This window comes from Nostoc sp., from assembly GCF_036919575.1.
Lineage (GTDB): Bacteria > Cyanobacteriota > Cyanobacteriia > Cyanobacteriales > Nostocaceae > Nostoc.
Map to the genome: position 1 here is coordinate 18,706 of NZ_JBALBY010000128.1, position 20,911 is coordinate 39,616.

General features: G+C 44.9%; 13 protein-coding genes. 8 read left to right on the plus strand and 5 right to left on the minus strand.

The genetic code is table 11. From position 1 onward, the window contains the following. Positions 1-771: 771 nt before the first annotated feature. Positions 772-1,917 (minus strand): beta-ketoacyl-ACP synthase, encoded by a 1,146-nt coding sequence (locus V7K27_RS34405; protein ID WP_334953278.1) that lies wholly within the window; start codon positions 1,915-1,917, stop codon positions 772-774. Between the two features lie 117 nt (positions 1,918-2,034). Then, positions 2,035-2,835: a peptidylprolyl isomerase gene (locus V7K27_RS34410; protein WP_334953279.1), complete on the minus strand. Its 801-nt coding sequence runs from the start codon at positions 2,833-2,835 to the stop codon at positions 2,035-2,037. Between the two features lie 59 nt (positions 2,836-2,894). Between V7K27_RS34410 and V7K27_RS34415 the strand changes: the two genes are divergently transcribed. After that, the gene (locus V7K27_RS34415; RefSeq protein ID WP_334953280.1) at positions 2,895-3,050 is read left to right on the plus strand and encodes a hypothetical protein; all 156 of its coding nucleotides are present in this window, start codon (positions 2,895-2,897) and stop codon (positions 3,048-3,050) included. Here the strand turns inward: V7K27_RS34415 and V7K27_RS34420 are convergent. Next, a complete protein-coding gene (locus V7K27_RS34420) occupies positions 3,036-3,605 on the minus strand; it encodes a photosystem I assembly protein Ycf4 (protein ID WP_334953281.1) in 570 nt (189 codons plus the stop codon). The two genes, V7K27_RS34415 and V7K27_RS34420, sit on opposite strands and share 15 nt — an antisense overlap. Positions 3,606-4,403: 798 nt before the next feature. Here V7K27_RS34420 and psbD point away from each other — a divergent pair. From psbD to V7K27_RS34435, 3 genes are all read left to right on the plus strand, one after another. After that, entirely contained in the window at positions 4,404-5,459 is a 1,056-nt protein-coding gene (gene psbD / locus V7K27_RS34425; RefSeq protein ID WP_334827233.1) for a photosystem II D2 protein (photosystem q(a) protein), read from the plus strand. Next, on the plus strand, positions 5,443-6,834 hold the full coding sequence (gene psbC / locus V7K27_RS34430) for a photosystem II reaction center protein CP43 (RefSeq protein WP_334953283.1): 1,392 nt from the start codon (positions 5,443-5,445) through the stop codon (positions 6,832-6,834). Before psbD ends, psbC begins: the two co-directional genes overlap by 17 nt. Before the next feature lie 131 nt (positions 6,835-6,965). Then, positions 6,966-7,151 (plus strand): PCP reductase family protein, encoded by a 186-nt coding sequence (locus V7K27_RS34435; protein WP_334953284.1) that lies wholly within the window; start codon positions 6,966-6,968, stop codon positions 7,149-7,151. A 407-nt stretch (positions 7,152-7,558) separates the two neighbouring features. Here the strand turns inward: V7K27_RS34435 and V7K27_RS34440 are convergent, their stop codons facing one another. Beyond that, a complete protein-coding gene (locus tag V7K27_RS34440) occupies positions 7,559-8,395 on the minus strand; it encodes an SWIM zinc finger family protein (RefSeq protein WP_334953286.1) in 837 nt (278 codons plus the stop codon). A 471-nt stretch (positions 8,396-8,866) separates the two neighbouring features. On the opposite strand from V7K27_RS34440, the gene V7K27_RS34445 reads away from it, so the two are divergent. Then, positions 8,867-10,123, plus strand: coding sequence for an FAD-dependent oxidoreductase (locus V7K27_RS34445; RefSeq protein WP_334953287.1), 1,257 nt, complete (start codon positions 8,867-8,869; stop codon positions 10,121-10,123). A gap of 37 nt (positions 10,124-10,160) precedes the next feature. On the opposite strand, the gene V7K27_RS34450 is transcribed toward V7K27_RS34445, so the two are convergent. Beyond that, positions 10,161-15,005 (minus strand): SNF2-related protein, encoded by a 4,845-nt coding sequence (locus tag V7K27_RS34450; protein WP_334953288.1) that lies wholly within the window; start codon positions 15,003-15,005, stop codon positions 10,161-10,163. A gap of 144 nt (positions 15,006-15,149) precedes the next feature. Between V7K27_RS34450 and V7K27_RS34455 the strand changes: the two genes are divergently transcribed. From V7K27_RS34455 to ovoA, 3 genes are all read left to right on the plus strand, one after another. Next, positions 15,150-15,695, plus strand: a complete 546-nt coding sequence (locus V7K27_RS34455; protein WP_334953290.1) for a GNAT family N-acetyltransferase — start codon at positions 15,150-15,152, stop codon at positions 15,693-15,695. A 230-nt stretch (positions 15,696-15,925) separates the two neighbouring features. Further along, positions 15,926-18,082 (plus strand): polyribonucleotide nucleotidyltransferase, encoded by a 2,157-nt coding sequence (locus tag V7K27_RS34460; protein ID WP_334953292.1) that lies wholly within the window; start codon positions 15,926-15,928, stop codon positions 18,080-18,082. A 1,095-nt stretch (positions 18,083-19,177) separates the two neighbouring features. Then, positions 19,178-20,539, plus strand: coding sequence for a 5-histidylcysteine sulfoxide synthase (ovoA, locus tag V7K27_RS34465; protein WP_334953293.1), 1,362 nt, complete (start codon positions 19,178-19,180; stop codon positions 20,537-20,539). Positions 20,540-20,911 lie beyond the last annotated feature (372 nt).

The window sequence follows — 20,911 nt, forward strand, 5'->3', positions numbered from 1 at the left end:
GATAAGGTAAATACACCAAATGCTCAAGAATAGCTGAAACCCAAATATATCAAGATACTAAGCAAAAGAATGTCAAAGTCTCGTCTCTCTGTATATATAGGACTAGTATAAGATTAGTGAAATGCACGTAGTGGACCCTCAAGGCTTTAATAGTGCATTAGACGTAGATTGGGTGGAGCGGAGCGCAACCCAACATATATTAGGATGTTGGGTTACGCAAAGCCTCCACCCAACCTACAATTTTTTTGCTCATCTGATTAGTAAACGCTATAAGTCCCATTAATTCAGATATTGCACCTGGTTTTTTGGACGATTGCTTTAACGTTAGTGACGAATGTCGTGATGTTCATGAGACATGTCGTGATGTTCATGAGAGATGTCACGATGTTCATGAGACATGTCGTGATGTTCATGAGACATGTCGTGATGTTCATGAGACATGTCGTGATGTTCATGAGACATGTCGTGATGTTCCTGAGACATGTCGTGATGTTCATGAGAGATGTCGTGATGTTCATGAGAGATGTCGTGATGTTCATGAGGAATATCACGATGTTGAGGGATTTCTAAGAAATAAATTACTACTACTTGTGGGGTAGGCCGAAAAGCCATTGGTGTCAAGTTAAGAAAAATGGATGGCTGTCAAGAGTGGGCAAATCAATGGTAAAAGTCAATCAACGAAAATCGGCGGGAATCCCATCCCTTGAAGGGGCGTCCGGGATAGCCGACCGCCGATTTAGTCATTAGTTATTAGTCATTGGTATTAAGTTTTTACCTTGCCAATGCGATCGCGGCATTCTGTCCGCCAAAACCAAAACTCAAACATAATACCTGCCTAATTTTACTTAGACGTGCGGCTGTAACGATATCCAAATCAAACTCTGGCTGCTGCAATCCTATACAAGGTGGTAATATTTGATGCTGTAAGGCCATGAGAGAAAAAGCCACACCTAATGCTCCAGATGCTCCTAGTGTATGACCTGTGCTTCCCTTGGTGGAACTAACCGCCACCCCTTGGGGAAACAAACGCTGGATTACCATGCTTTCTATGCGGTCATTTAGCTGAGTAGCTGTGCCATGAGCATGAATATAATCAATATCGGCTGGTGAGAGACAACTACGTTCTAGACATTGTTTGATGGCAGCGATCGCACTTTTCCCTTCAGGTTCTGGCGAATTGGGATGATATGCGTCGTTAGTTAAGCCAAAACCGAGAATTTCACCATACACTTTTGCTTGACGCTGCTTGGCCAACTCTGCTGATTCTAAGACAAACACAGCTGCGCCTTCGCCCAACACTAAGCCTTCCCGGTGCAAATCAAAGGGATAAGCCCCAGTTTTCGCCAAAGCACCCATCTGCTGAAACCCTGCCAAAGTTAAGGGTGTAATCGGTGCTTCCACTGCGCCAGCTAGAGCCTGTTGACATTGCCCAGTTTGGATGAGTAAAGCTGCTTGAGCAATAGACCAAATTCCAGTAGCACAAGCTGCCATCGGTGCCAAAACTATCCCTGACGCGCCGATTTGTCGCGCAGCTGCGATCGCATTCATCTGAGGTAATGTATCTAGCCAATTTCCCAAAGATAACACCGGAAAATTCGCCGCGTCTCCATACATTTGCCTTGCCAGCATTTCCCAAGACGCTTGATAAGAGCGACTCGATCCAATGACTACAGCACAATCAGCTGCATGTGCAACCAACCCAGCATCTTGCAAAGCAGAAGAAACAACCATCTGAGTTAACATTGTCAACTCAGATGGTTTTTGACCAATTAAACCTAGAGGAAGTGGTTTCAGTTCTGGAAATGGTTGATGTAATCGAATTCCAGATTTACCTGCGATTAAATTTCGCCAACTATCTTCTAAGCTTCCACCCAAGGCGGAAATTAAACCAATACCAGTGACACAAACCTTAACCAATTTGAATTTTGGGGGATGAGGGGGATGAGGGGGATGAGGAAGATGAGGAAGAACAATAATCGTTTGTTTACTCCCTTTACTCCCTCATCTCCCTCATCTCCCCCTGCTCTCTTCCTCCTACTTTCCAGGTGTTTTCAGATTTTCAGCACCTTGGGTGACTTTAGCGGAGTCAATGCGATCGCCTTGCTGAATTTTGTTCACTACATCAAAGCCTTGAGTGACATTGCCAAACACGGCGTAGTTACCATCCAAGAAGGCTAGATCGGCTAAAGCAAAGTAAAACTGGGCAGAAGCAGAGTCTGGTGGTTGCGATCGCGCCATCGCTACTGCACCCTGTTTATGGGGCAATACGACAGGTTGAGCAGTAGCATCAAATGGTTTATTGTAAATCGGAGTATCTGAACCTTTTGGCTTAACTTCTAAAGGTATGTAGCGAGCGTTTCCCGTTTTTGGGTCAATATAACTACCTTCTCCCAATTTATCTATTGCAACTTTCGGGTCTTTGCTTTTAGGATCGCCCCCTTGAACCACAAACGGTTGGGGTTCGCGGATAACTCGATGGAAAGCTAAACCATCGTACACACCCTTTTGCACTAAATCCACGAAGTTGCCAGCTGTAATTGGGGCATTCGTGCCGTCTACTTCGATAGTAATCGGCGAACCTTTAACCGTCATAACCACAGTAGCCTTGCCTTCAAGACGTGGTAAATCTGTCAGTCCAGGAATAGTCTCACTACTAGTTTGAGATACAGATGTTGCTTCAGTAGTTGTCTTGGTGCTTGCCTCGCTCGTAGTCGAGGTAGCTGTCGAGGTTGGAGAAGACGTATTAGAAGCGACTTGACCTGTTGAACATCCTCCCAACATTAAGGCACTGATGATCACCAGAGAAAGCAAAAATTGTGAGATTTTTAACCGCATTGCCAATTACTGATTCAACCAGAGTATCTTATCGTTTTGAGGGGCATTAAGCATTGGGAATGGGGCATTGGGCATTAGGCACTGAGCATTGGGCACTTGTACTGAGCTTTGCCGAAGTATTGGGCATTGGGTTTAGTAGTCTCCCTCATCTCCCTCATCTCCCTCATCCCCTCACTCCCCACTCCCCACTCCCCACTCCCTTAAAGTCCTTCTAATGACACTCCCAAGAAGCGGGCTAACTTTGCGCCTTCTGTTTCCAACTCTGTTAAGGACAACGGTTGTCCAACCCGTGTTAAGGGTATATCTCGCCGGCCTTTAACGCGTAGATAGAGTGCGCGAAGGGGATTAAGACCTTCTTTGACGGCTATTCGCACAGATTGCACATCTTCTATGCGGCTGTCAATCTCAATTCGGCGGTTTTTGCCAGGAAATCCCCAACGGAATATTTTGATTGTGCCAGTTTCCTGATTAAATTCGTTGTAACCGCCTCCTACATCCAATAAAATCACTGCCCACAGGTATGTGGCTAATAGCAAGCCAGCAGCACCATATAAACCCATCACCAATCCTTGGGGGACGAATATCAGTTGGGTTGCATCGGTAACTATGAGTAAATTAACTTTTAAATAACTGGATATCCCAGCCAATAAAAAGCCGCTTGCTCCCAATGTAACGATAGTTGCCCACCAGTAGTTACTGAACCGACGGGAACCGAGAACATTTTGATGCAGGAGGCGATCGCCTTTGTTAATCGTTGTTGATGCCGTCATTGAACTACCATTGCCCATGAGATACTAACACACTGAATGTTTTCGCATTGAGTGTAGGCTTCTGTGCATTTTACCAAACATTGCTGACAAAAACTCAACTGCGGCCTTCCCTGTTGCTGCTACCCATACAATAGTTTGTTAAGGCACGTTACATAATTTATTCACTCCAGGGCTGATGAAAACTCTTTCTCCTCTACCCCTCTGTCATTCTTATCAAAAAATTGGGTTTAAAACCCCGTGCTAGAAGCACGGCTTTAAGTTTTGTGGCAATGAGTCTTTATCCCCGTTACAAAACTGTACCCAACGGCTACGCTCAGGGCATCGCTTCCGATTTCCGACTTCCGACTTCCGACTTCCGACTTCATTAACCCCTCTGGCTGCCCTTTTTGAACTCTTGGGAATGAGTTACCTACCTACGCCCATCGGCACTAAATTTTTTCAGATTTCTGAGAAAACTTGTGTCAAATTGTAAAAATTCTGATATTCATATTAATTATAGGGTTCGTGTTTCATATCCTGATTTGCTTGTTGTGTATCAGGCAAAAACCCGGAGTAGTGTGATAAGTTAAGAATCATTAAGTTACCAGAAGCTAGATTACTAGCCAATGGTACGTGTAATGGCATAAACAAAGAGAAATGCTGATTTCACAGGTCGGCAAGCTCTCAGAATCTCAGTTGCTTTCAGGCTGTTGAGATTGTCAAAAAAAACGTTAATTCCTCACGGCAGTCGGTTACATTGGCTCTCCGTACTGCCTTAGAAACGTTGCAATTTTAGTAAAAAAAGAGGATTTTAGTCCGATGACCATCGCAGTTGGACGCGCCCCCAGTAGAGGGTGGTTTGACGTTCTAGACGACTGGCTCAAGCGCGATCGCTTCGTATTCGTAGGTTGGTCAGGGATACTATTATTCCCCTGCGCTTTCCTAGCACTAGGCGGTTGGCTGACCGGCACCACCTTCGTCACCTCTTGGTACACCCACGGATTAGCCTCCTCCTACCTAGAAGGTGCTAACTTCCTCACAGTGGCAGTATCCACCCCCGCAGACAGCATGGGACATTCCCTATTGCTGTTGTGGGGACCAGAAGCCCAAGGCGACCTCACCCGTTGGTTCCAACTGGGTGGCTTGTGGCCATTCGTGGCTCTACACGGAGCCTTCGCTTTGATTGGCTTCATGTTGCGGCAATTTGAAATTGCGCGTCTAGTAGGTATCCGTCCTTACAACGCCCTCGCCTTCTCTGCCCCGATTGCGGTATTCGTCAGCGTCTTTTTGATGTACCCCTTGGGACAATCTAGCTGGTTCTTTGCACCTAGCTTTGGCGTTGCGGCAATTTTCCGCTTCCTATTATTCCTGCAAGGCTTCCACAACTGGACACTCAACCCCTTCCACATGATGGGCGTTGCTGGTGTATTGGGTGGTGCTTTATTATGCGCCATTCACGGAGCCACAGTAGAAAATACCTTGTTTGAAGATGGTGAAGGTGCTAATACTTTCCGCGCCTTCAATCCCACCCAGTCAGAAGAAACCTACTCAATGGTGACGGCAAACCGTTTCTGGTCACAGATTTTCGGGATTGCCTTCTCAAATAAGCGCTGGTTGCACTTCTTCATGTTGTTTGTGCCAGTCACAGGCTTATGGATGAGCGCCGTCGGCATCGTCGGTTTAGCACTCAACCTGCGGGCTTATGATTTCGTCTCCCAAGAATTACGGGCGGCGGAAGACCCAGAGTTTGAAACCTTCTATACCAAAAACATTTTGCTGAATGAGGGTATCCGCGCTTGGATGGCTCCTCAAGATCAACCCCACGAACAATTTGTATTCCCTGAGGAGGTATTACCACGTGGTAACGCTCTCTAATAGACCAAATATCTTAGGCGGCGCTGGACGCGACCAAGAATCCACTGGGTTTGCCTGGTGGTCTGGTAACGCACGTTTAATTAACCTATCTGGCAAACTACTGGGCGCTCATGTTGCCCACGCTGGTTTGATTGTATTCTGGGCTGGAGCGATGACTTTGTTTGAAGTCGCTCACTTCATTCCTGAAAAGCCCATGTATGAGCAGGGCTTAATCCTATTACCTCACCTCGCCACTCAGGGTTGGGGTGTTGGTCCTGGTGGTGAAGTCATCGATACCTTCCCCTACTTTGTTGTCGGTGTACTCCACCTAATTTCCTCAGCCGTCCTTGGCTTTGGCGGTATCTATCATGCCGTCCGTGGCCCAGAAACCTTAGAAGAATACTCTTCTTTCTTTGGTTACGACTGGAAAGACAAGAACAAGATGACCAACATCATCGGGTTCCACCTGATTATTTTGGGATTCGGTGCATTGCTGTTAGTGCTAAAGGCAATGTTCTTTGGTGGTTTGTATGACACCTGGGCACCAGGCGGTGGTGATGTTCGGATTATTACGAATCCGACACTCAACCCAGCAGTTATCTTCGGTTATGTAATCAAGTCTCCCTTCGGTGGCGAAGGCTGGATTGTCAGCGTCAATAACTTGGAAGATGTGGTCGGCGGTCACATCTGGATTGCCTTTATCTTAATAGCTGGAGGTATCTGGCACATCTTCACCAAGCCTTTTGCTTGGTCACGTCGTGCATCAATCTGGTCTGGTGAGGCTTACCTTTCCTACAGCTTGGGCGCTCTCTCCCTGATGGGCTTCATTGCCTGCCTCTTTGTTTGGTTTAACAACACCGTTTACCCCAGCGAATTTTACGGTCCGACTGGCCCAGAAGCTTCTCAAGCTCAGGCTCTGACCTTCTTGATTCGTGACCAACGCTTGGGTGCTAACGTTGGTTCTGCCCAAGGTCCCACAGGGTTGGGTAAATACCTGATGCGTTCTCCCACTGGTGAAATCATCTTCGGTGGTGAAACCATGCGCTTCTGGGATTTCCGCGGCCCTTGGTTGGAGCCTCTACGTGGCCCCAATGGTCTTGACCTAGAAAAAATCAAGAACGATATTCAGCCTTGGCAAGCTCGTCGCGCTGCTGAATACATGACCCATGCTCCTCTGGGTTCTCTCAACTCCGTGGGTGGTGTGGCTACCGAAATTAACTCCTTCAATTACGTATCTCCTCGCGCTTGGTTGGCGACTTCTCACTTCGTACTAGGGTTCTTCTTCCTAGTTGGTCACTTGTGGCACGCTGGTCGCGCACGGGCTGCTGCTGGTGGTTTTGAGAAAGGAATTAACCGTGATACTGAGCCAGTGATGTTCATGGACAACCTCGACTAGGTTGTAAGGTTTATCTGAATCACTGACAATTAAATAATTTAGAGGCTCTTGCATAAAAGCAAGGGCTTTTTTTATAGGAGAATTAGTAATCTGCTGATTAAACTGAGCGACTTACCAAGGTAATTAATCCTATGAGCGATTCCAATTTTATTGATGCTTTGCGATGGACATCTGAAGCTAAGGAAAAGTTACAAAATATTCCCTTTTTTGTCCGCATTCAAGCTCAAGCCCGAATTGAACAGCTGGCTCGTGAAGCAGAGCAACAAGTTGTGACAGATGATTTGGTAGAACAGGCTAGGCTTGAGTTTGGACAATAAAACAGGAGTCAGAATACAGAATTCAGAATTGGTGAATACTCTACCCATAAAGGAATAGAGTTTTAAGGCGAGAATATTTTAATTTTTTTTCGCCCACCCTTCGACAAAGCTTAGGGCATCGCAATTCGGCTTGGTTTTAAACCAATATTCATTACCCAGTCGGACTCCAATTCAATTCTGAATTCTGACGCCAAGCCGAGGAGCGTCTCCGGCTCCGCTCCTGAGTTCTGAATTCTTCTTATAAAACATTCTGCTTTAGCAATTCGATATCTGCCAAAACTGATTGACCAAAATCGGGCAGATGGCAAACTGGCAATTCGTCAAGCAGTGCGGGAAGGGTAAAGTTGAACTACCGACTCAACCTAATTCATAATTACGAATTACGAATTACGAATTACGAATTAATATCAACTTCTTCCGACATTCATTGCTGCTAAAAAAGCCTTCTGGCTCACATCTCTATAAACTGTATTCAAATACTTCATTACCACATCACTCGAAGTTGAATTTACTGCATTTTCCTCTTCCTTCGCTAGGGGAATTGCTCCTAATACATCTAATACCGTCTCGCTGCTGGAGGGCGCAATTACTACCAAGGATGACTCTAGTGGCTCATTGTATTGCCAGAAAGAGTCAATTTTTACCGAGTATTTGTTATTAGGAATTGACTGTTGAACATGAATCGTTTCTGTAGTATTGGGTTCAATCTTGGCACTACGTAACTGTCGCAAGTCGCTGATAATTTGCTCTTTAGTGCGTCCGCGTAATTGAAATAGTACAAAGGGGTCTTCGCTGAAGCGATCGCCTAACTGATAATATACCGCACCAATGTGTTTACAGGGATTTGCTTTATCAGGACAAGAGCATTTACTCTGGATATCAGCCAAGGTAAATGGAAATATCGAAAGACCATTAGCTGTGAACACTTCTTCTATATTTTGTGGCATTTCTCCTGCCAAAAGCTTGGCAGCAAAAATTGCTCTTTGAGACATGGTTTCAATTACATAACCCCACTGTTCATTACTAAAGGGTTCAAGCGAAAGGGAAACTTTATAAGGTTCCACTTCACTACCTTGCACTCTAGCTAATACTTTTGCACCTTTAAATTCAATGCTCAAAACATTTCCTTGACGAGCATAATTTCTCGCACGTTCTAAACGCTTTTTAAAGCGATAGGAATCTAGTAAATCTAGCCATTGTTGTGACCACCATTCTCGGCTTGCTTGCAATGTGTAATTAGTCATAAATCAATTTAAAATTCAAAATTATGGAATAGATGGGTTGATCTCGTTTTGTGACATTGGTATCGTATGTGATGATGCTCCTCAGTTCAAATCAGGACTTACGCAAACAATAGCCGAAACCCTTATTTTCAGGTAGGGGCAATTCATGAATTGCCCCTACAGCTTGTACTTTTGCGTAAGTCCTACAAATTACAGCAGAAATCATGTATTTGAACCACATCTGTCCTAGGGGCACAGAAAAAGCTCATGCGTGTCAACTTAAGCTCAAACCCCTTTAAAACCTCGTTTCTAGCCTCTGGCTAGAAATGCAGATCCTGGTGGCTTTGCCGCAAGTTACGGAGGCGGAGCCTCTCCGACGGGCATTCCCAGTCAGAGACTGGGAACGAGACTATCTCTAAAAGCTGGTTTTAGGCTGGCTTTCACGTTAAGTTGACACCAATGAGCTTTTTCTGTGCCCCTACCGCGTGGTCTATGTACCTGAAAATAGCTGTAATCACTAAAGTCATGCTTTGGAACAAGGTGAACGGGATGATTGAAGTCAATTCGACCGATAATGTCTTGGATGTCGCAATTATTGGAGCCGGGCCAGGTGGACTCTGTGCCGCTCATGCTTTAACACGACTTGGCTTCTCGATCGGGGTTTTTGAGCAAGCCCGCCTGTTGCGACCAATTGGTGCTGCTCTGGGGATCGGTGATCCCGGCTATGCTGCCCTAGCGGAGATCGATGCCGAACTAGCGCAGCAGGTGCGGCTGTTGGCGGTGAATCCCAAACAGCAGATGTTGATGCGGCCAAATGGCGAGGTTCTTTTCGCTGATGAATCCCCACTTGCCGGGACAGGCTTCACCTGGCTATGCTGGTATAACCTACAGACCTGTCTTTATAAAGCACTGCCCGCGACGGTATCACTTCATCTCAACCATACCCTTATCGGTTTCACTCGGACTTCAGTCCAGGGTCAAGAGCAATTGCGTTTGAAGTTCCGTCAACAGGAAGATGTCTGTGCCCGACTTTTAATTGGTGCCGACGGTTACAACTCTACGGTGAGAAGCATTACCGTTGCAGATGGTGCCCCTCTTTATACAGGAACTATGACTTGGAGGGGGATTGTGAAACGGAAAAACTTGCCCTCACTTACCGCTCCCTTCCTTGAATCTGCTGGATTTCAACTTGTGGTTGGAGAAAAAAAGAACTTCTGGATAATGGATGCGGGTACGGAATTGCTTGCCTGGGGTGGCACAGCCCTACGTTTGAATCACTCGAAAAGTTCATCAGCGCTAGAGACGGTACTCCAAATATTTGAGCAATGGCCCCCTCTGGTTGAAAGTGTAATTAGAGCCACTGAGCATGAGACCATCATCGAAACTGGTGTCTTCGACAGGGAACCAGTGCCGCAGTGGGGGGACTTGAGACGTGTTACCCTACTGGGTGATGCGGCCCACCCGATGCGGCCATCGTTGGGATTGGGCACAACTATGGCCATACAGGATGTGGTAGCCTTGGCTAAGGTTCTAGCCTGTACTGATCTAGGTGATGGGGAACAACTCGGCGTTGCTCTACGCACTTACGAGGAGGAGAGGATTGCCATTTCGGCCCCGTTACAGCGCCTTGCCCGACAGGAGGGTGCTAAATCCCATGCTGAAGATCTGGCAGAGCGGCTCAAAGAAGGATTTTCAGCCGCCCTGGCAGCACGCAGGCAGGCATCCCAGAAGCACTTCAGTGGTGAGTGAAAATTGTTGCTACTGGACTAAAGTCCTGACTACAAAATTATTCTGCATCATCGTCAATTACTGCACTACGATCAAGTAGTAGTAAGTTGCGAAGTTGATCTGTATTCATTTCAGTTAACCATTCTTCACCAGCACCCACAACTTGTTCAGCCAATTGTTTCTTACTTTCAATCATGTCATGAATTTTTTCTTCTAAAGTGCCAGTGCAGACAAATTTATGTACTTGCACATTCCGGGTTTGACCAATCCGAAATACTCTATCTGTGGCTTGATTTTCCACGGCTGGATTCCACCATCTATCAAAATGAAATACATGATTTGCTCGTGTTAAATTCAGTCCTACACCACCCGCTTTCAGTGAAAGAATCATAATCGGCGGACCTTGAGGATCGTGTTGGAAACGGTCGATCATTTCCTCACGTTGTTTTTTACTGGTGCTACCATATAAAAAGAATATTTCTCGCCCAAGCTGTTTTTCTAAATAGGGTTTAAGTAACTTACCCCACTCAGCAAATTGTGTAAATATTAAAGCATGGTCGCCTTCCGCTAAAACTTCTTCTAACATTTCTTCTAGCCGGAGAAGTTTGGCTGAGTTATGTTGCTCTAATGTCGCCTGTTTCAAATATTGGGCTGGGTGATTGCAGATTTGTTTGAGTTTGATTAGTAAAGCCAAAATCATCCCCCGACGTTGCAATCCTTCAGCAGATTCTATATCTACTAAAGATTGCTCTACAACTTGTTGATAAAGTGCAGCTTGTTCACCAGTCAGACCGCAAAATACGGTCATTTCTTGCTTATCTGGCAAGTCTTGAATAATTTCGCGATCGCTTTTCAACCGCCGTAGGATAAATGGTTGAACTAATGAACGTAACTGAGTCAAAGAAGCCGTATCACCATACTTTTCAATTGGCATCGCAAACCGACGCTGAAAAAATTGCTTGCTGCCTAAATATCCTGGATTAAGAAAATCTAAAATAGACCAGAGTTCTTGCAGTCTATTTTCTACTGGTGTCCCCGTCAATGCAATCCGAAACGTCGCTGATAATTGCCGCACTGCTTTTGATTGCTTCGCCTCTGGATTTTTTACATTTTGCGCTTCATCTAAAACAATTATCTGCCAAGAGACACTTTGCAATGACTTGATATCTCGATGAAGAAGTGAGTAGCTGGTAACGATTAAATCGTGATTTTTTACTGCTTCTAAAAATGCTTTACCTTTGGGGCGTTTGTCACCGTGATATTGCAAAATTTTCAGGCTTGGTGCAAATTTATTCACTTCCCTTTCCCAGTTGCCTAAAACAGAAGTTGGACAAACTAGCAGTGTTGGATTTTCTAGCGCATCCTGTTCTTTCAGATGTAGCAATAAAGCAATGAATTGGACTGTATTATGGCAAATAATATTGTTAGCAACGAAATTATGATGTTTGCTAACTTCAAAATCGTATACCCACCCTTCGTACTCCACATCCTCAATAGCCTCAATCCGGCAATAAAATACCTCTTGATCGAGAAGACATTGCAAAGACTGTCTTGTTAATCTCAAGTTTTCTATATCTAGGTTGCCGTAGGCTGATAAAGTTTGAGTTGTCCATTTAGAAGGTTTTAGTAGCTGATATTGTTCTTGGGCTTCTCCACTAATCATGCGGCTCATCCCAGCTATTACTTGCTGTAAACTATCTCTAGAAAATTGCTGTGAGCCATTAATATAAACAGTGTTGTGCATCCCAAAATGCCGCAACGGTAGTCCCGTTACTCTAACTGTTTGAGTAACAATATCAGAAGCAGGAATTCCTTCAATATTTGTGTTGCTGACTAGTTGACAAATTTGCTCTAACTTACTCTTTTTTTCTGAGTTATCGAAACCAATTTCTTGCAGAAATCTGCGAGCCGAATTCCCTCCAATTACACCAATATAGTAGGTGCGGAAAGTGCGAGTTCCATTAGTGGCACATTTCAGTTTAGGTGATATTCGCAACCAAATGCCGAAACGACGCAAGAGTGCAGAAAGTTGCTGAATTAGTAAGGCTGAAGCTGTAGAAATCTCAATACTCCGCATACTAAAAAGAACAGCAGACTCAGCATCGAAATAGTTTTGTAAAAATATCCGCACACTATCCAAATCTGCCTGCATGATGAAGGGCGGAATAGATTTTTCTGCCGACAATTTACCCCAAACATAACCCTTAGCTTCTAAGAATTCCCGATAGGCTTGGCTATTAACTCGAAGAGAAGCAACTCTGTTAGGGAAGGTAGAGATATTAGGGCTGTTAATTTTGAGGTTATAGCGCTTTTGAATGCGTTGGCAAGTCTGGAGTAAATCCTCTAATACTCTGGTATCTTTTTGCGATATTGTGACTCTTCCTACATCGGGTAGTTCATGCCCTTCGGCAATCTGCCAAGCGAGAAACTTGACTAAATCATCATCTTGTGGTTTTCCATTCCAAAGGGTTTTACCTGGCACACAAACGTAATCACCCACCTGTAATTTATTTGTCCAACCTTTACTTGTCAGCAGCTTGTGACGATGAGTAATAGTGATACTATTACCGTCTTCTAGGGTGATTTTTCGCAATTTTTCGCAGACTTGCTGCCGATACAACCGCCTGACATTAGCCTGGACAATTTTGCCAGTTTTTTCATCTATGGAATTAACTAGTAATTCCTCTGTGGGGTTAGTCCAAAATCCTTCGCCGTCAAACTCTGTTTCTCCAGCGTGAGTTTTCCAGATTGTCTCGGCTGTGCGTAACAGTCCATTTACATTTACTAGAGTATCATTGGCTACGCATTTACCGAGGCCCATATCGTCTGCGAGACACGCGCCTAAACCCCAACGTTCCAAGAAGGACAGCCAAGCGGCACCACGTTCTTGATAGGGTCGCAACTGCCCTTGAAAGCCTGCTGGTGTGGCTAAAGGTGCGATCGCTTGATTATTTGTTAGCGCCCCAATCAACTCTTGCAATGCCCCAGAAGCCTCAAAGCTAACCACTGGCAACTTTTCAATTACCTGGGTATCCCCTGTACTAAAACGCAAGGCGTCTTCCAAGGAAAGCGCCATTTGGTCTTTACGAGTGGTAAAAAAAGTTTGGGCTGTTTTGATGTCTTGCGATCGCAATTCTACCCACTCGCCGTTAATTTCCACTAGCGGGCTATTTAAAGCCACAAGTTTATCAAACTCAGCTTTGGAAATAGTTTGTCCACCAATTGCCAATTGCCATTGAAAATTCAATAGACTTTGCAATCCTAAACGTCCCTGCTTTGTCTTTGGAGTTTCGGCAGTAATTTTTAAACCCAAACGGTTCGCCCATCCTTCACGGTTCGCTAAACTGGGAGGCAAAATTACTCCCAAACCACTGTCTTCCAACCTCCAAGCTACAGCCTTGATAAACTCATAAGCTTGGATGGGGGTGAGATGAGAAAATTGGGGATATTCGGTTTCAAAACTGGGTGCGATCGCTGGATATAATCGGGAAGCTAGCCCTAAACCTCGCAAAAATGTTTCCTGTGGTTGCTCAATAGTCCGATTTTCATAAACCAATCGTTCAACTGGATTCTTCCAAATAGTTGCCGCATCTACCAAAAACTCTGGATTGTCAGCCGCTTGCAGGAAATACGCCAATGTCCAATCTGTTTCGCCAGCCTCTGGAGAACGCAGTTGAAAACAAGTATGAAATAGAGTTTTAAGAGTTAATTGGTATTGTAGCGGCATAGTCCAAGCCTTCAGTGCCGCTTCCAGTCGTTCCACTTCAATTGCATCTGCATCGACTGTACCAGATGCACTAGTTAAAGCTTGCAACCACTGCCGCACCCCAGATGGTAAAGATGCGATTGCTTTAGCTTCCATTGGAGGTTGAGAACCCGCCATTTCTCGCACTTGGGCATCTATCGTACTGTTAAGAAATCCCAAAAGTAATTCTTGAGGTTCGATTGGAAAGTCTACTGCTAGGTGAGGGGATGAGGGGGATGAGGGGGATGAGGGGGATGAGGGGGATGAGGGGGATGAGGGGGATGAGGGGGATGAGGGGGATGAGGGGGATGTTACTCCCTTATCTCCCCCTGCTCCCTCATCTCCCCCTGCTCCCTTATCTCCCCCTGCTCCCTCATCTCCCCCCACTCCCCACTCCCCACTCCCCACTCTCTCTTGATAAGTACGACAAACCAACGGCATATTCGGAGAAAATTTTTCTAGGCGGGTTCCATCTACAGCACTGTCTAGAAGTACTTGCCATTTAGTGGCAAATGCACCATGTGATTCTCGCTGAATTCTTGGTAAAAACTTACACCGCGAGATTAAATCTAAACTCCACCGGGCAACCTGCGACCAAAAGCGTAAATCTCCTCCCAAAAAGGCATCTTCGCCGTTAGTAGCATTTAGGGGAACAGCAGTAAGAAATTTTACTGCTTCTGTGGGGTTGAGACAAAAACCTTCAACTCGCCACGGTTGCAAATATTGCGGGGAGTCTATATCTAACTCCAAGCTGGCAGAATGCACAGGGAAAATCGCTGCTGTTCCTTCTTTACTGCTTTCTGGGATATAAGTTGGCAGGGCAATTATTTGCGAATGCGTTGGCAAACTTACCTCAGTAGTACTAGCGGCTTTGCGCGTTAGCGTAGCTCCTCCTTTGGAGGCTCGCCCAGTAGTAGCGATCGCTCCGCCCGCCCCAGGCATCGCAATTTGAGGTTGTTGGATGAAGTTAGCAATTGCCATGTTCTGGGAACACAACCACTCACTCAACTCAACTGATGTCATTGCCAATGGATGTAGTGGTATATCTCCAGATCCATTAGACTCGAAATTTACTCGCGGCGATCGCCAAGTTTCTCCCCAAATAAATAAACAGCCATTTTGATTTTTTAGTAACCAATTCCCGTGTAAAATCGCCATTTGCTAACTACTCAGATTTTCCCAAAACTCAAAAATGAAAATCGTCATCATTCTACTTTTTGCATCTGAATCAATCAGATTTTTTAGTCAAATATTGCATATAATAAACATTTAAGCACTTCTTCAACATAAACATTATTGATAATGAATTTTCCCCTGATTAAAGTTTTAAAAAATGGGTTATTGGTGGAACTAGATTATATGCATCCTCAAGAACAGGAGGTTGTAAGAGCATTACTCAATGTTGTAATTGTTGAAGGTAAAACTTATCCCCAAAAGCAACCTCTATCTCAGGCAGAATTTTCAGCTTACTGGTTAAGTAAGGATGCCTTTGTTGTCAAGACATCTGTTGAGAATGCTACACACAAGCCAAAAGAAATATTAGGGGCGTTTTATTTAAAACCAAACTTTCCCGGTCGGTGTAGCCATATTTGCAACGCTGGTTTTATTGTACAACCAGGCTTTGGCGGTCAGGGGATAGGGCGGTTCATGGGAGAGGCAATGCTTTTGATAGCAGCTAACCTTGGCTATGAAGCAGTAATGTTCAATTTGGTCTTTGAAACTAATATACCTTCAATTACACTTTGGCAGTCGTTAGGATTTGAGATTATTGGGCGGATTCCGCGTGCAGCAAAGCTAGGGGAGGAACAGGTGGTAGACGCGCTAATGATGTATCGCCCTTTGGGTTGAACGACTTGTTTATCAAAAAATTGGGTTTAAAACCCCGTGCTTCACGCAATGCTTTAAGTTTTGATGTCTAAATCTAAATCCCCGTTACAAAACTGTACCCTTCGACTTCCGACTTCGGACTTCCGACTTCCGATTTCATTAACTTTGTATGTACCAGAAGTCAGTCATAGGGCATAAATGTTAGGATTGCCACAGAAAGAGAACAGCGAAAGAGAAGGAAAAAAAACTGAATGGCAGAAGTTGATAAGTCAATATCCTTCGATGGTAGGGATATTCGACTGAAAGTAGGCTTACTAGCTCCCCAGGCTGGTGGGTCGGTTTTGATAGAATCAGGGGACACATCCGTTTTGGTGACGGCTACGCGATCGCAAGCCAGAGAAGGCATTGATTTTCTCCCCCTGACAGTAGATTATGAAGAAAGGCTGTATGCCGCAGGTAGGATTCCCGGCGGGATTATGCGGCGGGAAGGTCGCCCACCAGAAAAAACAATTCTCACCAGCCGTCTAATAGACCGTCCCATGCGTCCCCTGTTCCCCTCATGGCTACGGGATGACCTGCAAATTATTGCCATAACGATGTCGATGGACGAGTTAGTACCACCCGATGTGTTAGCAGTTACAGGTGCTTCCATCGCTACCTTGATTGCCCAGATTCCTTTTAATGGGCCAATGGCAGCAGTGCGGGTTGGTTTAGTGGGAGATGATTTCATTATTAACCCCACATACTCAGAAATTGAAGCTGGAGACTTGGATTTAGTCGTCGCAGGTTCACCACATGGCGTAATCATGGTGGAGGCGGGAGCCAATCAGTTGCCAGAGCGAGATATTATCGAGGCGATTGACTTTGGTTATGAAGCAGTGCGGGACTTAATCAAAGCGCAGCAAGATTTAATCGCAGAACTGGGTCTGGTAATCGTGCAAGCAGCACCACCAGAAGTAGATCAAACCCTAGAAAATTATATCCGCGATCGCGCTAGTAGCCAGATTAAGAAAATCCTCTCTCAATTTCATTTCACCAAACCCGAACGCGATGCAGCTTTAGATGTCGTCAAGGATGAAATTGCCACGACGATTAAGGAACTGCCAGAAGAAGACCCAATTCGACTTGCCGCAACTGCAAATAGCAAGGCACTTGGTAACACTTTTAAAGATATTACCAAATACTTCATGCGGCGGCAAATCATCGAAGATAACGTTCGTGTTGATGGTCGTAAACTCGATGAAGTGCGTCGTGTTTCTTGTTTAGTTGATGTCTTACCAAAGCGAGTCCACGGCAGTGGTTTATTTAACCGGGAACTAACTCAGGTATTATCCGCTTGTACTTTGGGTACACCTGGGGATGCCCAAAACCTCAACGATGACATGCAGCTAGATCAACACAAGCGTTATCTGCATCATTACAACTTCCCGCCTTTCTCAGTCGGGGAAACTAAGCCAATGCGTGCCCCAGGAAGGCGCGAAATTGGTCACGGGGCATTGGCAGAGCGAGCGCTACTACCTGTGCTACCGTCAAAAGAAGATTTTCCCTACGTGATTCGCATCGTATCGGAAGTACTTTCCTCCAACGGTTCCACCTCAATGGGTTCAGTCTGCGGTTCCACCCTAGCCCTGATGGATGCTGGTGTACCAATTCTCAAACCCGTCAGTGGTGCGGCAATGGGTCTGATTAAGGAAGGGGACGAAGTGCGAGTCCTGACCGACATTCAGGGCATTGAAGACTTTTTGGGCGATATGGACTTCAAAGTTGCTGGGACGGATGTTGGGATTACCGCCTTGCAAATGGATATGAAAATCTCTGGTCTGTCGTTGGACGTTATTTCCCAAGCCGTCCACCAAGCCAAATCAGCCCGGTTGCACATTCTGGAGAAAATGCTCGCCTGCATTGACACGCCGCGTACTGAAACCTCACCCTATGCCCCACGTCTGTTAACAATCAAGATTGATTCAGACATGATTGGTTTGGTCATCGGGCCTGGAGGCAAGACTATTAAGGGAATCACAGAGGAAACTGGTGCTAAAATTGACATCGAAGATGATGGCACGGTGACAATTTCGGCTGTAGATGAGAACAAGGCCAAGAGAGCTAAAAACATCATCCAAGGCATGACCCGCAAGCTGAACGAAGGGGATGTCTATGCCGGACGCATCACTCGGATTATACCGATAGGTGCATTTGTGGAATTTCTGCCTGGAAAAGAAGGTATGATCCACATCTCACAACTTGCTGATTACCGCGTTGGCAAAGTTGAGGATGAAGTAGCAGTGGGCGATGAAGTGATTATCAAAGTGCGCGAAATTGATAACAAAGGTCGGATTAATCTCACCCGCTTGGGTATTCACCCAGATCAAGCAGCAGCAGCACGAGAAGCTGCGGCGGTAAATCGTTAAATCGATTTGGGATTTTAGATTAGATTAAATCTAAAATCCGCGATGCCTATTGTGAAGGCATCGCCGTATGCTTCTCTGACATACTTCACACACTCCAATAAGAGTGAGTGTGGGCAACGAGAGTGACTCCTCTAGGAGGACATTAACTGAAGCTCTAGAGCCACTATGCCCTAGGGTCTTTTGGAGATAATTTTGAACTTTTGTAATAGGCTGCTTTTCAGCATTTAATTGAGTTATACCTATTGGTTAAAATTATATCAAATATTTTGAGAAAAACCAAGAAAGTGTTCGTTCCTCATCGACCAACATTGCTGATTTCCCGATGCTCAATGCAAGGAAAGTTGGTCAAGAAAGTCACTCACGCGTATTCATGAGGCAGCGCTTTGGGCGGGTTTCCCGACTTGTAGCGACTGCCGTCTCATCACCTCCCTATCGGGTAGGTGAGAGGCTTCTACTGTTTAAGCTAAATTAGTTGCAGAACTCTTAACCTAATAGCACTTTGCGGTCATCAGATATAATTATTAAGTTTTTTATACTCTATCCAACGTCAAAGCATTGTTTACATTATTCTGTCAATCCGTAGCTTGAGTATTTTTAATACATTATTTCTCTATTTACAAATATAGCAGATTGTCGGATCATAACGACATAGGAAAAAATGTGATAAACAACACTTTTTTTTGTAAGAAGTCGTAGTTTAACGCTGTGTGCGACTTTCCTCAAACCGAACCCCCCTTCCATAAAAGGGTTGGGGAGCAATAATCAAAGCCTCTCTGCCTATGGGCTAGGGTCTACACACAAGTCAAATTACCCCCCTTAATCCCCCCGTTTATTGGGGGGAGACAGGAATCTAGTTCCCTCACGCCACATGCTTCAAGTCGGGCATTGCCCGCCCAACGCAGTGGCTCCCCTTTATAAGGGGAGGGTTAGGGTGGGGTAAAACTGACGCAAAAAAGCAGGTGAGTAAACTATTTCATACTTGTGTGTACACCGTAGCTCCCTATGGGGGAGAGGAATGGAAGCGGGGTGACAAGAATAAGTCGCAGATGGCGTTAGTTTATGTAATTTGTACGATAATCTTGTGTCAAAAATATCATGAGTTTAGTTTCAACGATAAATAAACTGAAATCAAATCAAGTTCCCACACTCAATGATTGCAGTTCACAAAGCCTGCTCAACTACTTTGAGAATTCCTGGGAACTTGAAGAAACACTCATGAAGAGTTTGGTCGGGGAAGAAACTTTTTATCTTAACCCCGATCCTTTAAGAAACCGTCTAATTTTTTATCTTGGTCACTCAGCTGTTTTTTTCATCAACAAGTTAATTGCCGTTGGTTTAATAAAAGCTCGAATTAATTCACAATACGAAACCCTATTTGAAATCGGAGTTGATCCAGAAACACCGATAGAACTGGACGCAGCTATCCAAGGAGTTAGCTGGCCTGATGTGGAAAAAGTTTGGCAATATCGGGACAAGGCGCGAGAGGCGATCGCAAAGGTTATTCAAAATACTTACCTGGATTTCCCGATTCATCAACAGCATCCCTTCTGGGCTTTGCTGATGGGAATAGAACATAGTCGCATTCACTTTGAAACCTTTTCGATGCTGGTGCGACAATTGCCTATTGATCGCCTTAAACGTCCCCAAGGCTGGAATTACGCACCTAGCAACGGGAACATTCCCAAGAATCAAATGCGCCGAGTTCCAGGTGGTGTGGTGAAACTAGGAAAACCCCAGGATGATCTTACCTATGGTTGGGATAGCGAATATGGCGATCGCACTGTTGAAGTGAAACCGTTTTTAGCTAGTCAATATCTAATCACTAACGGAGAATATCTGAAATTTGTTCAAGCTGGTGGTTACAACAATTCCGACTACTGGGATAGTGAATCTGGGAATTGGCAGCAACTCTATAACGTCCAACATCCCAAATTCTGGATACCGTTCCAGGATGGCTACCGTTATCGAACCACATTCGACGAAATAGATTTACCCCTAGATTGGCCTGTGGAAGTCAATTATTATGAAGCGATCGCATTTTGTCGCTCTCAAGGCTCAGAAATACGCTTGATGACTGAAGCTGAATGGAATCAAGCCTTACTTAGCTGTGAGGATAACCACTTATTAACTAATTATAATCTCAACTTACAATTCATTTCCCCCAGTCCAGTGGGAATGTTCAAACCAGCTAATAGTACTTGTGGGCTTTATGACCTCAGAGGAAATGTCTGGGAATGGCTGGGAGACACTTTCAACCCCCTACCAGGATTTCAACCTCATCCGCTTTACGAAGACCAAGCGGCACCCTTTTTTGATGGCAAACATCAGATGATGCTTGGCGGTTCTTGGGCTACTAATGGTTCAATGGCATTACCAACCTATCGCAACTGGTTTCGTCCCTACTTTTATCAACACGCTGGTTTTAGAATTGCTCAAGATTTGCAAGCTGTGTCATGAAATGAATCAACTGAATATAGCGATCGCAATAGACATTATCTATATATAGTGCATAGCAGAGTACCTGTGCTGCTTTGATAGTTTCGGATTTATCTATCTCCGGTTAAGAATGATTAAAAGCTCTAATAAACATCAACTAACAAGGTATTATAAAATTCTTAATTGACAAGAAGTAAGTCTCAAAACACAAACACAATAAAGTAGGACTTTCAAGGTGGGTAAAAATGTTAGTCAAAAAACCCCTTTTTAACTTATTGTCTCTGTATTCTCTGCGTCTATATGGTTAGATAAATTACTTTTAAACCGCAGAGGCATAGAGGAGGACACTTGCCTGGGCGGGTTTCCCACGCAAGTCCGCTTGAAGGGCAGAAC

What these genes read in the sequence shown, in the direction of transcription:
- ovoA (WP_334953293.1), top strand. Translation starts at nt 19,178, where the DNA reads ATGAGTTTAGTTTCAACGATAAATAAACTGAAATCAAATCAAGTTCCC.
- V7K27_RS34435 (WP_334953284.1), top strand. Translation starts at nt 6,966, where the DNA reads ATGAGCGATTCCAATTTTATTGATGCTTTGCGATGGACATCTGAAGCT.
- V7K27_RS34460 (WP_334953292.1), top strand. Translation starts at nt 15,926, where the DNA reads ATGGCAGAAGTTGATAAGTCAATATCCTTCGATGGTAGGGATATTCGA.
- V7K27_RS34455 (WP_334953290.1), top strand. Translation starts at nt 15,150, where the DNA reads ATGAATTTTCCCCTGATTAAAGTTTTAAAAAATGGGTTATTGGTGGAA.
- V7K27_RS34410 (WP_334953279.1), bottom strand. Translation starts at nt 2,835, where the DNA reads ATGCGGTTAAAAATCTCACAATTTTTGCTTTCTCTGGTGATCATCAGT.
- V7K27_RS34445 (WP_334953287.1), top strand. Translation starts at nt 8,867, where the DNA reads ATGTACCTGAAAATAGCTGTAATCACTAAAGTCATGCTTTGGAACAAG.
- psbD (WP_334827233.1), top strand. Translation starts at nt 4,404, where the DNA reads ATGACCATCGCAGTTGGACGCGCCCCCAGTAGAGGGTGGTTTGACGTT.
- V7K27_RS34440 (WP_334953286.1), bottom strand. Translation starts at nt 8,395, where the DNA reads ATGACTAATTACACATTGCAAGCAAGCCGAGAATGGTGGTCACAACAA.
- V7K27_RS34450 (WP_334953288.1), bottom strand. Translation starts at nt 15,005, where the DNA reads ATGGCGATTTTACACGGGAATTGGTTACTAAAAAATCAAAATGGCTGT.
- V7K27_RS34420 (WP_334953281.1), bottom strand. Translation starts at nt 3,605, where the DNA reads ATGACGGCATCAACAACGATTAACAAAGGCGATCGCCTCCTGCATCAA.
- V7K27_RS34415 (WP_334953280.1), top strand. Translation starts at nt 2,895, where the DNA reads ATGGGGCATTGGGCATTAGGCACTGAGCATTGGGCACTTGTACTGAGC.